Annotated in this window: 15 protein-coding genes and 2 pseudogenes; 5 read left to right on the forward strand and 12 right to left on the reverse strand. The window is 70.7% G+C overall.

Translation table 11 applies throughout. From position 1 onward, the window contains the following. Positions 1 to 12: 12 nt before the first annotated feature. Positions 13 to 918 carry a Gfo/Idh/MocA family protein gene (locus JXZ78_RS17715; protein ID WP_030021889.1) on the reverse strand — a complete coding sequence of 302 codons (906 nt, stop codon included), beginning with the start codon at positions 916 to 918 and terminating at the stop codon, positions 13 to 15. 293 nt (positions 919 to 1,211) lie between these two features. Between JXZ78_RS17715 and JXZ78_RS17720 the strand changes: the two genes are divergently transcribed. Further along, the gene (locus JXZ78_RS17720; protein WP_157851656.1) at positions 1,212 to 1,697 is read left to right on the forward strand and encodes a superantigen-like protein SSL4; all 486 of its coding nucleotides are present in this window, start codon (positions 1,212 to 1,214) and stop codon (positions 1,695 to 1,697) included. A gap of 6 nt (positions 1,698 to 1,703) precedes the next feature. Here the strand turns inward: JXZ78_RS17720 and JXZ78_RS17725 are convergent, their stop codons facing one another. The 8 genes from JXZ78_RS17725 to JXZ78_RS17765 all read right to left on the reverse strand — a co-directional run bounded on the left by JXZ78_RS17725 (position 1,704) and on the right by JXZ78_RS17765 (position 8,550). Next, positions 1,704 to 2,339 carry a hypothetical protein gene (locus JXZ78_RS17725; protein WP_308281045.1) on the reverse strand — a complete coding sequence of 212 codons (636 nt, stop codon included), beginning with the start codon at positions 2,337 to 2,339 and terminating at the stop codon, positions 1,704 to 1,706. Positions 2,340 to 2,449: 110 nt separating this feature from the next. Then, a complete protein-coding gene (locus JXZ78_RS17730) occupies positions 2,450 to 3,127 on the reverse strand; it encodes a uracil-DNA glycosylase (RefSeq protein ID WP_030017957.1) in 678 nt (225 codons plus the stop codon). 134 nt (positions 3,128 to 3,261) lie between these two features. After that, positions 3,262 to 4,227 carry an aldo/keto reductase gene (locus JXZ78_RS17735; RefSeq protein ID WP_030017956.1) on the reverse strand — a complete coding sequence of 322 codons (966 nt, stop codon included), beginning with the start codon at positions 4,225 to 4,227 and terminating at the stop codon, positions 3,262 to 3,264. 221 nt (positions 4,228 to 4,448) lie between these two features. Then, on the reverse strand, positions 4,449 to 5,219 hold the full coding sequence (locus JXZ78_RS17740; protein ID WP_030017955.1) for an SDR family oxidoreductase: 771 nt from the start codon (positions 5,217 to 5,219) through the stop codon (positions 4,449 to 4,451). A 17-nt stretch (positions 5,220 to 5,236) separates the two neighbouring features. Continuing rightward, positions 5,237 to 5,998 (reverse strand): 3-oxoacyl-ACP reductase FabG, encoded by a 762-nt coding sequence (fabG, locus tag JXZ78_RS17745; protein WP_030017954.1) that lies wholly within the window; start codon positions 5,996 to 5,998, stop codon positions 5,237 to 5,239. Positions 5,999 to 6,217: 219 nt separating this feature from the next. After that, entirely contained in the window at positions 6,218 to 6,613 is a 396-nt protein-coding gene (locus tag JXZ78_RS17750) for a DUF3037 domain-containing protein (protein ID WP_030017953.1), read from the reverse strand. Then, entirely contained in the window at positions 6,610 to 7,434 is an 825-nt protein-coding gene (locus JXZ78_RS17755; RefSeq protein WP_030017951.1) for a HipA family kinase, read from the reverse strand. The genes JXZ78_RS17750 and JXZ78_RS17755 overlap by 4 nt, the downstream gene beginning before the upstream one ends. 396 nt (positions 7,435 to 7,830) lie before the next feature. Continuing rightward, on the reverse strand, positions 7,831 to 8,550 hold the full coding sequence (locus JXZ78_RS17765) for a polysaccharide deacetylase family protein (protein ID WP_050502068.1): 720 nt from the start codon (positions 8,548 to 8,550) through the stop codon (positions 7,831 to 7,833). 324 nt (positions 8,551 to 8,874) lie between these two features. Between JXZ78_RS17765 and JXZ78_RS17770 the strand changes: the two genes are divergently transcribed. The 4 genes from JXZ78_RS17770 (at position 8,875) to JXZ78_RS17785 (ending at position 12,206) form a co-directional block, all read left to right on the forward strand. Beyond that, positions 8,875 to 9,567, forward strand: coding sequence for a response regulator transcription factor (locus tag JXZ78_RS17770; RefSeq protein ID WP_030017949.1), 693 nt, complete (start codon positions 8,875 to 8,877; stop codon positions 9,565 to 9,567). 20 nt (positions 9,568 to 9,587) lie between these two features. Then, the gene (locus JXZ78_RS17775; protein WP_157851461.1) at positions 9,588 to 11,135 is read left to right on the forward strand and encodes a sensor histidine kinase; all 1,548 of its coding nucleotides are present in this window, start codon (positions 9,588 to 9,590) and stop codon (positions 11,133 to 11,135) included. A gap of 317 nt (positions 11,136 to 11,452) precedes the next feature. Then, positions 11,453 to 11,647 (forward strand): transposase domain-containing protein, encoded by a 195-nt coding sequence (locus tag JXZ78_RS17780; protein ID WP_279634484.1) that lies wholly within the window; start codon positions 11,453 to 11,455, stop codon positions 11,645 to 11,647. Between the two features lie 10 nt (positions 11,648 to 11,657). Continuing rightward, positions 11,658 to 12,206: a GNAT family N-acetyltransferase gene (locus tag JXZ78_RS17785; protein WP_030017947.1), complete on the forward strand. Its 549-nt coding sequence runs from the start codon at positions 11,658 to 11,660 to the stop codon at positions 12,204 to 12,206. A gap of 271 nt (positions 12,207 to 12,477) precedes the next feature. Here the strand turns inward: JXZ78_RS17785 and JXZ78_RS17790 are convergent, their stop codons facing one another. The 3 genes and pseudogenes from JXZ78_RS17790 to JXZ78_RS17805 all read right to left on the reverse strand — a co-directional run. Further along, positions 12,478 to 12,822 carry a hypothetical protein gene (locus tag JXZ78_RS17790; RefSeq protein ID WP_030017946.1) on the reverse strand — a complete coding sequence of 115 codons (345 nt, stop codon included), beginning with the start codon at positions 12,820 to 12,822 and terminating at the stop codon, positions 12,478 to 12,480. Positions 12,823 to 12,848: 26 nt separating this feature from the next. Continuing rightward, positions 12,849 to 13,933: pseudogene (locus JXZ78_RS41255) on the reverse strand (IS630 family transposase). A 203-nt stretch (positions 13,934 to 14,136) separates the two neighbouring features. Then, positions 14,137 to 14,252 (reverse strand): annotated as a pseudogene (locus JXZ78_RS17805) (SAM-dependent methyltransferase); the annotation flags it as partial.

Here is a 14,252-nt window from a genome sequence, read left to right on the forward strand (position 1 = left end):
GGGCGCCCTGCCTCACGCCCCCTGCGCCAGCGCCTCCCGGATCACCCGCTCGCACAGCTCATGCGTACGGAGCGCGTCCTCGGCCGAGACGAACCTGCCCGCTCGCACGTCGGCCAGGAACGCGAGCACGATCTGCTCGATGCCGCGCTGCCGCGCCACCGGCACCCAGTCGCCGCGCCGCCGCACGCTCGGCTGCCCCTTGTGGTCGATGACCTCGGCGAGGTTGACGACCTGGCGCTTGGTGTCCTGGCCCGACACGTCGAGGATCTCCTCCGCGGAACCGCTGAGGCGGTTCATGCTGCCGATGGCGCTGAAGCCGTCGCCGGAGAGGTGCAGCACCACGTGGTGCATCAGACCGTCCTGGATCTTCGCCCGCACGTCCACGTGATCGACGGTCCCGGGCGCCAGGAAACGCAGCGTGTCGACCACGTGGATGAAGTCGTCCAGCACCAGCGAACGCGGGTCCTCCGGCAGACCGATCCGGTTCTTCTGCATCAGGATCAGGTCGCGGGGGTGTTCCAGGCACTGCGCGTACCCCGGCGCGAAGCGGCGGTTGAAGCCCACCGCCAGGCTGATGCCGCGCTCCTCGGCGAGCCGTACGATGCGCTCGGTCTCGGCCAGCTCGTAGGCGATCGGCTTGTCGACATAGGTCGGCACCCCGGCCTCGACGAGGCGGCCGACGATCTCCGGGTGCGCGGCGGTGGGCGCGTGCACGAACGCCGCGTCCAGGCCGGCGGCGAGCAGCCCGTCCAGGTCGGTGTGGCACTGGCCGGCGGGCAGGCGATACGTTCCGGCGACCCGCTCCAGGGTGGCCGGGGTACGAGTCTGAAGGTGCAGCTCGACACCGGGCTGCGCGCCGAGCACCGGCAGATACGCCTTCTGTGCGATGTCGCCGAGTCCGATGCAGCCGACCTTCACGCGTACTCCCTGGGTTGCGCCGCCGCGGGCCGCCTGCGCGGACCGGCGCGCCGGGCGTGCCGATGATGCCGCCCGCCTTGATGCCGTACGGTCATCACGCCGGGCACGCCGGCGGTGTGCCCGGCGCCCCGGAAGCATACGTGCCGCCCCGCACACGGCGGCCTCCGCGGTCCGCGGTGCCCGGCCGCTGCTGTCCGGCAGCTCGGTTTCAACTGACACCGGGTCAACGCCCTCCGGCACGTTCACCCCTGCGGGGCCTTCCCAACCGCCGTCGAGATCGGCAGAGTTGGCCGGTGTTCCGTATTCCCGCAGCAGCGGTCCTCATGCTGACGACGGCGGCCGTCACCACCGGCTGTGTCACCGTCGCCCACCGCCCGGCCCCCGAAAGTCTCCTGCCGCGCCCCGCGCTGCCCGCCCCCTCCGTCGAGCCCAACGGTCCGGAGGTCAGCCGGCCTCCGGCGCGCAAGCGGCCGACGACGCCGCCCGGGGCCGCCGCGCAGCGGCCGGCGCCCGCGCTCCCCCCTGCGTCAGGAGCCCAGCGGCCGCAGCGACCGGAGCCCGTGGCGACGGGCAAGAAGAGGGGTAAGGGCGTCGACCGGGGTGTACGAGGCAAGCCCAAGGCTCCCGGCTCCCGTCGGTACGGTCCCCCGTGGCCGCGCACCGAGAACCGGCGTCCGGCCGCCCCGGCACCCGGCCTGTGCAAGCTGGCGCGCGAATACGGACGCTGGCAGGACGACGACCGGGCCGACACTCTCTGCCGCGACGTCTACGGCGACTGATCTTTCCTATCCTCCCGCACCTCCCGTTCCCCCTGACACGCCCGGAGCACCCGGACCACCCTTGCTGCCCGGGCCGCCCCCGCTACCCGCCCCGTCGGCATCCCCGCCCCCACCACCTGTCCCATCGGCATCCCCGCCCCCACCACCCGTGCCGTCGCCATCCCCTCCCCCACCGCCACCGCCCGAACCGGCGATCCGAACCCCCAGCCGTTCGATCGCCTGCCGCACGCTTCGGCCGTACTCGTCGTCGGCCAGCGGCGCCGCCGTCCGGCGGGCCCGGTCGAGCTCGGTGCGGGCCTCGCCGAAGCGGGCCAGGGCGGCGTAGTCGGCGGCGAGGCTCAGATGGAGCGAGGGCAGCAGCGCCGCCACCGCCGGGACGGGCCGGCAGGCCGGCGCCTGCCGGGCCGTTTCGAGCGCGGTGAGGTCCCAGTCCAGCTCGTCGGCCGGGTCGTCCTGCGTGTCGGCGAGGTAGTGGGCGAGCGTGCAGCGGTGGAACGGGTCACCGTCCGGCCCGATCTCGGCCCAGAGCCGCGCCAGGCGGTTGCGGGCCTCCTCCCGGTCACCGCCCCGGTGCAGCATGACCGCCTGCCCGATGCGGGTCAGGACGACGTCGCCGCCGGCTCTCGCACGCTGATCGTCCACCGCCGCACTCTCCCGCCCTGGTCCGCCGCCACGTCCGGTCTGCCTTCCCCGACGCTAACCGGCGCCCGGCGGTACCGCGCGGTGTGCGCGGCACGCCACGGCCGCCCGGCTCAGCCCAGGTCGGGGATCCGCCAGTCGATCGGGGTGTGGCCCTGGGCGGCGACGGCCTCGTTTATCCGGGTGAAGGGCTGGGAGCCGAAGAACTTCTTCGCGGACAGCGGGGAGGGGTGCGCGCCCTCCACCACCGCGTGCCGCGCCGTGTCGATCAGCGGCAGCTTCTTCTTCGCGTAGTTGCCCCAGAGCACGAACACCACCGGGTCGGGACGGGAGACGACCGCCCTGATCACCGCGTCGGTGAACTTCTCCCAGCCCTTGCCCTTGTGCGAGTTGGCCTCGCCGGCCCGCACCGTCAGCACCGCGTTCAGCAGCAGGACGCCCTGGCGGGCCCAGGGCATCAGATACCCGTTGTCCGGGACCGGGTGGCCCAGCTCCTCCTTCATCTCCTTGTAGATGTTGCGCAGCGACGGCGGCGTCTTGACGCCCGGCCGCACGGAGAAGCACAGCCCGTGCCCCTGGCCCTCGCCGTGATACGGGTCCTGCCCCAGGACCATCACCTTGACCTGGTCGTAAGGGGTGGCGTCGAGGGCCGCGAAGACCTCCTCGCGGGGCGGGTAGACCGGCCCCTTCGCCCGCTCCTGCTCGACGAACTCGGTGAGCTCCCTGAAGTAGGGCTTCTCCAACTCCTCGCCGAGGACGCCGCGCCAGGACTCGGGCAGCATGTCGGTCATCACAGGGCAACCTCCGGTGTGCGATCCGTTCTCGGCAACGAACTTACCGGCGACCACTGACAACGCCCGCACGCCCGCCCTCCGCACGCCCCACGCCCGGCCCCCCGCCGGCCATGAGCCCGCCCCGCGACCGCTCACGCCGTGTCGAGCCGCGCCCGCTGCGCCACGTCCAGTCGCAGGTCCAGGGCCGCCAGGCACTCGTCCAGCTGTGTCACCGAGCTCACACCGAGGACGGGTACGACCGGCACCCGGCCGCCGGTCAGCCAGGCCAGCACCACCTGGTTCACGGTGGCCCCGGCCTCCGCCGCGACCTCCTGGACGACCCGCAGTCGCGCCACCGACCCGGGGTGGTCGTACCGTTCGGGCAGCGGCTTCTCCGGCCGCGCGTACCCGCCGTGCATCAGCGTCGAGTAGCCGAGCAGCGTCAGGTCGTCGTGCGCAGCGGCGTAGTCGAGCAGTTCTTCGTCGGTCTCCCGCTGGAGGCCGGGCTCGGCGTCGGGCCGGGGCCGCAGATAGGTGGGCCGCTGCTGTACGGCGCGGAAGCCGGGCAGGTTCCGCGCGCCGGCGATGTGGCGGGCCTCGGCGAGCCGCCACGTGGCGTGGTTGCTGGCCCCGAGGACGCCCACGGCACCGTCCCGCACCAGGCCGGCGAGTGCCTCGACGGTCTCCTCCAGCGGCACGGTCCGGTCCTCGACGTGGGCGTAGTACAGGTCCACCCGGTCGGTGCCGAGCCGCCGCAGGCTGCCGTCGATCGCGGCCCGTACGGTCTTCTCGCCCAGCCCTTCCAGGTTGGCGGGCCATTCGGGGCCGCGGGACGGATCGGGGCGGGCACCGGCCTTGGTGGCCAGCACCGTACGGTCCCTGGCGCCCCGGCTGCGCAGCCAGCGCCCGAGCAGCAGCTCGCTCTCGTCGCCGGTCGCGCCCGGCACCCAGCAGGCGTAGTTGTCGGCGGTGTCCAGGAAGGTGCCGCCCGCCTCGGCGAAGCGGTCGAGGATGGCGAACGAGGTCGGTTCGTCGACGGTGGTGCCGAACGGCAGGGTGCCCAGGCACAGGGCGCTGACCGTGGGCCCCGTACCGCCGCCGAGGGTGCGGTAGCGCATGGTGGGTCTCCTTCGGGAGGCGCGTCGCGAGCCCGTACACGTACACCCCGTACACGTGCACACGGCCCGGAACGGCTGCGGTGCCGGTCCCCTCCGGACCGGCACCGCAGACCCTGCCTCTTGGAGTGCACATCAACGCAAGCGCCGCCGGAGCTTCCGCGTGCGGGCGTGCGCACCCGCACGCGCGTGCTGCTCGCGCCCCCGCCTACCCTCGCGCCCCCTCACACGCCCGCGTTGAGGAACAGCCCGCCGTCGACCTGGAGCGTCTGCCCCGTGACCCAGCCGGCGGCGTCGGACAGCAGGAACGCCGCCGCGCCTCCGATGTCCTCCGGGACGCCGAGGCGGCCCATCGGGTAGCCCGCCGCCGCCTCCTCCTCGCGGTTCTCGTACAGCGCGGCCGCGAACTTGGTCTTGACCACCGCGGGGGCGATGGAGTTGACCCGTACCACCGGCGCGAACTCGTGCGCCAGCTGGTACGTCAGGTTGATCATCGCGGCCTTGCTCATGCCGTACGCGCCGATGAAGGGCGAGGCGGAGACACCGGCGATGGAGGCGATGTTGACGATCGCGCCGCCGTTGTCCTTCTGCCACGCGTGCCAGGTGCGCTGCGCGAAGCCCAGCGCGGAGACGACGTTGGTCTCGAACACCTTGCGGGCGACGTTCAGGTCGAGGTCCGCGATCGGGCCGAAGACCGGGTTCGTACCGGCGTTGTTGACCAGGTAGTCGACGCGGCCGAACGCCTCCATGGCACGCTCGACGGCGACACCCTGGTGGGCCTCGTCGTGCGCCTTGCCCGCGACGCCGATGACGCGGTCGGCGCCCAGCGTCTCGACGGCCTCCTTGAGGGCGTCCTCGTTGCGGCCGGTGATGCAGACCTTGTCGCCACGCGCGACGAGCGCCCGCGCGATGCCGTACCCGATGCCCCGGCTGGCGCCGGTGACCAGTGCCGCCTTGCCGGAGAGCGGGGGCAGTGGGGTGTCCTGTGCGGTCATGTTCGCCACCTTCGAAGTCAGTTGAGCGGTCCGCCGGCCACGTACATGACCTGGCCGGAGACGAAGCCGGCCGCCTCGCCCGCGAAGAAGGCGATGGCGTTGGCGATGTCCTCGGGCCGGCCGACGCGCTGTACGGGGATCTGGGTGGCGGCCGCGGCCTGGAAGTCCTCGAAGCCCATGCCGACCCGCTCGGCGGTGGCGGCGGTCATGTCGGTGACGATGAAGCCGGGGGCGACGGCGTTGGCGGTGACGCCGAACTTGCCCAGTTCGATGGCGAGGGTCTTGGTGAAGCCCTGGAGGCCGGCCTTGGCGGCCGAATAGTTGACCTGTCCGCGGTTGCCGAGCGCCGAGCTGGAGGAGAGGTTGACGATGCGGCCGAACTTGGCGTCGACCATGTGCTTCTGACAGGCGCGCGACATCAGGAACGCGCCCCGCAGGTGCACGTTCATGACGGTGTCCCAGTCGCTGTCGCTCATCTTGAACAGCAGGTTGTCACGGAGTACGCCCGCGTTGTTGACGAGCACGGTCGGCGCGCCCAGCTCCGCCGCGACCCGCGCGACCGCCGCCTCCACCTGCTCCGCGTCCGAGACGTCGCACCCCACGGCCAGCGCCTTGCCGCCGGCCGCGGTGATCTTCTCGACGGTGTCCTTGCAGGCCGCCTCGTCCAGGTCGAGGACGGCGACGGCGCGGCCCTCGGCGGCCAGGCGCACGGCGGTCGCCGCGCCGATGCCGCGGGCCGCGCCCGTCACGATGGCTACGCGCTGCTCGGTGGTGGACATGCGGGGTTCTCCTCACCCTCGAAACCTCGACGAGCGGTCCGCCGCACCGCAACCACAGGTGAGCAACCGCTTAGTAGCTTCAGCAGGGGTGACGCTAGAAGCCCGGCCATCCCCTGTCAACGCCTCCCCGGCACGCCCGCGCACTTCAGGGCGCCCGCCGACCCCTGTACGGGCCGACGGCCACCGGGCCCCGTACGGACCGGCGGCCGCCCCTCCGCCTCACCTCACCAACAGTTCGAGCAGCCGCTCCGCCTCCACGGACGGGTCCACGGTCAGCCCGGTGTGCACCGGCCCGGGCTGGACCACGGTGCTGCGCGGCGCGATCAGCCACCGGAAGCGCCGCCCCGCGTCGTCACCCGCGGCCTGCCCGGCCCGCTCGCCGCCCAAGCAGATCCCCTCGACGGCGTGCAGCGCCGCCTTGACGCCCTCGACGTCGGCCGTCGCGTCGAGCGCCCGCAGCCGCCCCTCGTCCAGATGCGTACGCGCCTCGACGAAGCGCCGGGCGCGGCAGTACACGACCACCCCCGCATTGATCATCTCGCCGCGTTCGACCCGCGGTACGACCTTGAGCAGGGCGTACTCGAACACGTCACGTCCGTTGTGCAGGCCGCTCACTTCACTGCCCTCCGCGGCAACTCGGTCGCCAGCCAGCCCGGCACCCGCGAGGGCCCGTCCTTCGTGGGGTCCCCGATGTTGATCCGCTCACCGATCACCGGGGCGCGGTCCAGCAGCGCCCGCACATAGGCGCGGCGCAGCTCGTCCGGCGAGTCGAAACCAGGCTCTCCCGCCAGCCACTCGTCCGGCACCGCGGCCGCGACCTCGGCCAGCAGCTCCTCGGTGACCAGCGGCGCGAGCTCGGCCGCCGCGGCCTCGACGTCCGGCCCGAAGCTCGCCAGCACATGGTCGGAGGCGTCGTACGGCTTGGCCGCCGACTTCTCGGCGGTGGGCCAGTTGTGCTGCCAGATCATCGTGGCGCCATGGTCGATCAGCCACAGCTCCCCGTGCCAGACCAGCAGATTCGGGTTGCGCCACGACCGGTCCACGTTGTTGATCAGCGCGTCGAACCACACCACCCGGCCCGCCTCCCGCGCGGACACCTCGAAGGCCAGCGGATCGAACCCGAGCGACCCCGGCAGATAGTCCATCCCCAGGTTCAGCCCGCCACTGGCCTTCAGCAGCTCCTGCACCTCCTGATCGGGCTCGCTCAGCCCGATCACCGGATCCAGCTGCATCCGCACCAACTCCGGCACCCGCAGCCCGAGCCGGCGCCCCAGCTCCCCGCAGACAACCTCGGCGACCAGGGTCTTGCGCCCCTGCCCCGCCCCGGTGAACTTCATGACGTACGTACCGAGATCGTCGGCCTCGACGATCCCCGGAAGCGACCCGCCCTCACGCAAGGGCGTGACGTAGCGGGTCGCGATGACTTCGGACAACATGCGAATCAGGCTACTTCCTGGGCTTCGTCGCAGGTCAGCGACGTGCGGTCGATTCGGTCCACAGATAACGATGCAATCTTACCGATACGATCGCATCGAATCCTGCCGCAGTCATCCCTCCCACCCGAAAGCCTTCCGGAGGAGCTTGGGGAGAATTGGGGGAGCTTCAATTTTCAACCACAGTCCCCACCTGATTGCCCAGCAGCCCGTCGATGGCTCGACGTCCTCGCCCCCCAGCCTCCGGCATGAAGTGAGCATGGTGACTGAGCGTGATCACCGAGGACGAGTGATCTAGCCACCTGGCCAGGGTCACCACCAACTCACCTGCCTCAAGGACCACCGACGCGTACGTGTGCCGCAGCACGTGGGAGCCGTCCCGGTGGCTGGTGGGGCGGGTCACGGGTGATAGACGGTGCCGGGCTGCGGACTGGCCGGGGCCAGGAGTTGGGGGACGGTGACGAAGGTGTATCCCCGGGCGCGGAGCTCGTCGATGATCCTGGGCACGGCGGGGACGGTGCCGTCGTAGATGTCGTGGAGCAGGATGATGCCGTCACGGGATGCCTGGTCGAGGATGCGGTCGCCGATCAGGCGGGTGTCCGTGGTGGCGTAGTCGCTCGCCGTGGCGCTCCACAGGATTTCGGACAGGCCCAGTGCGCGGGTGGCCGAACCCACCGACTCGTCCGTGCCGCCCTGCGGCGGTCGCATGAGGGTGGGAGCCTTGCCGGTGATCTTCTGGATCGCGTCCTGGGTGCGGACCAGCTCGTCGCGTATCTCGTCGGGGGTGAGGTCGTCGAGGCGCTGGTGGGTCCAGGTGTGGTTGCCGATCTCGTGCCCTTCGGCTGCTTCCCGGCGTACCAGGTCAGGGTGGGCGAGGACGTGGTTCTTGCCGAGGAGGAAGAAGGTGGCGTGCACCTTCTTCTTTTTGAGGATGTCCAGGAGCTCCGGGGTGTGGGGCCCGGGGCCGGCGTCGAAGGTCAGCGCGATGCACTTCGCCTTCCGGCAGTCCACCGGTGTCTCCGCGGACTTGCCCGCGGAGGCCGCCGGGGAGAGCGCGCTCTGGTCCGCTTGCTCGCGCGCCTGGGCCGGCGTGACGCGTTGTTGCCCGCATCCGGTCATCAGGCCTGTCCCGGTGAGGAGGCAGAGCGCAGCGGTCGCTGCGCGACGCCGGCGGGCGATGCCGCGGTGACTTGGGCGGAGGGGACGGACAAGGCGGACGAGACGGGTGGTGGGGCTGGGCATGAGGGCAGCTTTCTGGGGCCAGGTACGTCGGAGGACCAGGCCGGTGCGGGCCCGTCGAGCCCTGCTCGGCCGTGAGCAGGCGGGCGCTTCGCCGTCCGGCGTGGTGGAGACACACCATGCGGGAGCCAACCCAAAGATGATCTAAAGAACCCAAAGATCGCCTTCAGGGAAAAGGGCGGGCGGCGTGAAAGTCTTGACCGCGTGAAAGGCATCCTGGTCGTCGAGGACGATCCGCAGCTCGGGCCCGCCCTACGGCGCGGGCTGACGGCAGAGGGCTACCGCGTCGACCTCGTCCGCGACGGCAACAGCGGACTGGAGCGGGCCCTGACCGGCGACCATGCGGTCATCGTGCTGGACATCATGCTCCCCGGCCTGAACGGCTACCGGGTCTGCTCCGCGCTGCGCGCCGCGGGCCTGAATACGCCCGTACTGATGCTGACCGCGAAGGACGGCGAGTACGACGAGGCGGAGGGCCTGGACACCGGTGCCGATGACTACCTGGTCAAGCCGTTCTCCTCGGTGGTCCTGCTCGCGCGGCTGCGGGCCCTGCTGCGCCGGGACGGCGCCGCCACCGCGGCCGGCCGGTCCGTACTGCGCGCCGGCGACCTGTGGGCGGACCTGTCCTCCCGCCGCGCGGGGCGGGGCGGCACCGAGTTCGCCCTGACGCCCAAAGAGTTCGCCATCCTCACCTGTCTGCTGCGCGTACCGGACCGCCCGGTGTCGAAGGAGGCAATCCTGGACGAGGTCTGGGACCCCGCGTACACCGGGGGCACCGCCATCGTGGAGGTCTACATCTCCGCACTGCGCAAGAAGGTCGACGCCCCCTTCGCCGCCCACAGCATCGAGACCGTCCGCGGATACGGCTACCGCCTCACGGCCCGGGAACAGCCGTGACAACCGGCCGGAAGCATCTCTTGCGCCGCCCACCGGCCCTGCTCCGTGTCCTGCCCGGACACCTTCGTATCGCCTGCGTGGCGGGGCTCGCCGCCCTCGTACTGTTCGGCAGCGGGGCATGGTGGCTGTTCCGGCACGTCAGCGCCGACGCTTACCAGAAGACGGAGAACCGGGCATTCGAGCTGTCCATCCAACTCGCCGCCCAGGCAGCCGCAGGCAAAGAAGACCTCGCCGATCCCCTGCTCCACTGGCCCCTCATCCAGATCGACCGAACGGGCCGCATCATCACCGCGGCCGACGGAACCATGGACCTCGCCGGCCTGACCGCGCTGCTCCCTCCGCCCCCCGCCCAGCCTCCCCGCCGGACAACCGCTTCCCCGGAGCGGGACACGATCCACGTCGGCGCGGTCGACGAACGCGAGCACGACCGCTTCCACCGGCCCGACGGGACGCTGAAACCGCCCCCCAGCCACGGCACCACTGCCCAGCAGAAGGCCCTCCTCGACCACCGGCAAGCTCACGATCTCGCACACCGCACCATGACCGTCTTCGCCACCGCCGTGCACACCCCGGCGAAAGCGTGCCACCGGCCCACCGAAACCGACGGCTCGTGCCGCTCCACCCTCTACGTCTTCACACCCCCCTACGTTGCCGAGTATTCGACCGCCGCCCTGCGCATCCCGCTCACCGCGGGTGTCCCTCTCGCCGCGCTGCTGGTCGCCGCCCTTGCCTGGGCCGCCGCGCGCCGCTCCCTGCGTCCGGTTGAAGCCATCCGGCAGGAAGTCGCCGAGATCACCCACAGCAGCCTCGAACGCCGAGTCCCCGTCCCTGACGCCCGCGACCACGTCCGCCGCCTGGCACTGACCACCAACACCACCCTGGACCGGCTGGAGACCTCCGTAGAACGCCAACGCCGCTTCGTCGCGGACGCCTCGCACGAACTACGCTCCCCCGTCGCCGCCCTGAGCTACGAACTCGAAACCGCTCTCGCCCACCCCGACACCATCGACCCGTACCAGACACTCCACGACGCCCTCACCGCCACCCGGCGCATCCACACCCTCACCGAAGACCTGCTTCTGCTGGCCCGGCCCGACCACCCCGCCGCCCACTCCCTCGTCGACCTGGCCGGCCTCACCGCGGAACTCGTCCACGAGTACCAGCACCACAGCCACCCTGTCTCTCTGCGCAGCAGCCCCGGCCAGGCCCCCGTCCGCGGCGACGGCGCACAACTCCACCGTCTGCTGCGCAACCTCCTCGACAACGCCGTACGGCACGCACACACCACCGTCGTCCTGGACGTCACCGACGACGGCCACACACGCAAGGTCACCGTCCACAATGACGGCACGCCGCTGCGCCCGGACGAGTACGAGCACATCTTCGAACGGTTCATCCGTCTCGACGAGGCCCGCGCCCGCGACATGGGCGGCAGCGGCCTCGGGCTCGCCATCGCCCGCGATATCGCCGAACGCCACCACGGCACCCTCACGGCCCACTCCGACCACCCCCGCCCCGGCACCACCTTCACCCTGACCCTCCCCGGCACACCGGACACGACGTCGTGAACGCGGACCAGAGGCGGGGTGAAGACGGCGGCAGCGGTGTCGTGAGCGCCGGACCGCAGGCCTACCCGGTGCACCAGCTGATCTGAGTGTGTCTGAGTGTGGCGGCCTTGGACCGGCACATCAGCGACTTGGCGCTCGTACCGGCTATGGGCCGATGTCGAGCCGACCCGCCAATCCGGGCACCTTGCCTCCGGGGCGCGCTGCTGGTCATGGTGGATGTGCACTTCTGCACCGCCCCCTAGGCGCAATGCCGTTGCATTACTTGGTGGGCGTCCGCTGCTGGCACGGTGTCGGGGGTGGTGCCAGTGGCTGAGAGCGTGCCTGAGCTGGCGGGCTTTGGGGCGTTGACGTTGGTGTGTCCGCCGGGTCTGGCGGGCCGGGTGGTCGCGGCGTGTGGCCGGGGTGAGCGGCGCAGACGGTTGTTGCCGGCTCGGCTGACGGTCTCTTTCGTGCTGGCTCCGGCGTTGTTGGGTCCGGCTCGTTTCGAGTGTCCTTCCACGGGTGTGCGATAGGTTGCCCGCCATGGCTGACCTCGGAACCGCTGCCTGGCCACCTGCCCCGATCAGAACCGAGCGGCTCGTGCTCCGCGGGTCCGAGGCCCAAGACCGTGCGGCGTTCATCGAGCTGTTCGCATCGCCAGAGGTGGGCACCTACATAGGCGGCCCTCGGCCGCGTCATGAGCTCGAACGAGCGGTGCCTGAGGTGCCCGGGCGACGTCCTGGTCTTTTCGTGGTCGCTCTCGACGGAGCGATGATCGGCATGATCACGCTTGACCCGCGCGGTGCAGAGCATCCGGGGCACGTCCGTCCGAACGCCGGGGAAGCCGGGCTCGGTTACCTGTTCCTGCCGCAGGCTTGGGGGTTCGGGTACGCCGCCGAGGCATGCGCAGCGGCACTCTACTGGTTCGCCGACGCGCTCCCCGGCGAGCCGGTGGTGCTGTGCACCCAGACCGCCAACGACCGCGCGATGCGCCTGGCAGCGAAGCTGGGGTTCACCGAGGTGGAGCGGTTCGAGGAGTACGGCGCCGAGCAGTGGTTCGGTGTGTGGCCTCCGGTCACGCCGTCCGGTTGAGCTTGGACTGGGTGGCTTCGCGCCCAGGGCTGGCAGGGAAGCTCGAACGACTCGCTTCGCTGTCAGACACCGCGATTGGATGACAGTGGACACCGAGTGACTGGCTGGCCTGGGCGTTTGCTGGGCCGGACTGGTCGGAGGTGCTGGTTGCTTGTGCCTTCTCGGTGAGGGGGTGGGGCGATGGTGTCCTTGCTCGAGGAGTTGGAACGGCGAGAAGCGGCCACGGTTCGGTCCGCCACGATGCGGAACATGTCGTCGGGCAGGTCTTCGATCATGCCGAAGCCCGCGCCCCCACCATCGTCACCATCGTCGCAGGTGGGTGGTCCTGGTCGACGGCGCCCGCCACCAGCTCGACCTGGTCCGGGCCGAAGCCCGCCTCCACGACGTCGACGTCCACATCGTCATCGATATCATCCACGTCCTGGAGAAGACTTGAGCTGCCGCCTGGTGCTTCCACCGCGTCGGCGACAAGGCCACCGAGAGGTGCATCGCCACCCACGCCCTCGCTGTTCTCGCAGCTCATGGCGCCGAGGTCGCCGACGCCATCCGGGACCAGGCCGACCACACCGAGCTGAGCGGTGAGCAGCGTCGCGGCGTGGACGTGTGCGTCCGCCATCTGCGGAACAACAGCGGGTTTCTCCACTACTGAGGTTGTCTGCGCGTTGTCGTGAGTGCGAGTCTGGTTGCGGCGAGGCAGCTGTCGATGAGGTTGCTTCGGTACTGGAGTTGGCGGAGGCCGCGGCGGAGGGTTGCCAGTAGTTGGTCGTGGTCGCTGAAGGCGGTGTTGGCCTGGCAATTCCTGCGCAGGAGCGACCAGATCCCCTCGACCGGGTTGAGGTCGGGAGCGTAGGGCGGCAAGTACTAGCAGGTGATCCAGTCGTGAGCGTCGATGAAGGTCCGCAGACGAGCGTCCTTGTGGCCGTTGAGGTTGCCTCAGATCACAACCATCGGTGCGCCGAGCTGGTGGTGTGCGGCGGTCAGCAGGTCCCGGTAGTCGGTCCAGGCGAAGCTTCTGCGGGCACCGCTGTCGAGGCGTCCATGGAGTCTGGGCCGGAAGATCAGCCGGAAGCGTTCGCCCGCCTTGTAGCAGGCCAGGGCTGTGACTGAGAAGCGGCGCTGGGTGCGTCCGCGGACGCGGATCACCGGGGTGTGCCCGCGCCGGGCCCAGGTGCGGCGGGTAGGCGGCGACAGTGAGAATCCGGCCTCGTCCTCGAAGCAGATTCAGGCTCCGAGCGCCGCCGCGGCGCTTTTGCCTGCGGCCACGTATCCCTCACCCAGCCAGTCACCTTGTCCTCGTCGCGTTCAAGGGCCCGACGGGCGGGCACCTGGTGGCTGAAGCCGTGGCGCCGCAGCATCTTTGCGATGCCGGACAGGGTGAAACTCTTGTGGAACCGGCGCCCTATCAGCGTCTTGATCCTGGCCAGGGTCCAGGTCTGGTCGGGCCAGCCGTGTGCAACCGGGCCCTTGGCCAACTCCTGTTCCAGGACCGCAAACAGGGCTTCGCGCAACGCGGGGCGGGAGGCCGGCCCCGTTGAGCGCAGGCCATTTGGCCCCTCGTGCTCCCAAGACCGGCGCCACCGCTGCACGGAGCGGACGCTGACCCGCAGTTGCTTCGCGATCACGTCGTTGCCCTGCCCGGCGACGAACATCGCGCCCGCATCCATGCGGATGTGTTCGCGAAACGCCCGCCGGTCGGCACTCAGGCCACCGCCTTGCGGATACCTCATGGTTCCGGCGTACCGCGACGACCGCCGATCGTCAGCACCGACGACAACACGCAGACAACCTCAGTAACCAGCCCCCACCACGAGGCACTCACCGGTCGAAGAGACAGGCCCTAGGGCCTGTCTGACAATTCCAGTCTGATCAGCGAGATTCGGCTGAGCTGGCAATCTGTAGGTGCGCCGATCGGCTGGGGGCTGGGCAGGGCCTACGAACGGCGGGCCAGTAGATGGGCGTCGAGGAAGCCCCGATCGGAGGCTGGATCGTGGAGCAGCCGGGCGAAGGGGTCGAGCCCAGCATCGCCCAGCAGTTCGGCGAGGCGAT

The sequence above is a fragment of the Streptomyces monomycini genome, assembly GCF_022271435.1.
Classification (GTDB): domain Bacteria; phylum Actinomycetota; class Actinomycetes; order Streptomycetales; family Streptomycetaceae; genus Streptomyces; species Streptomyces monomycini.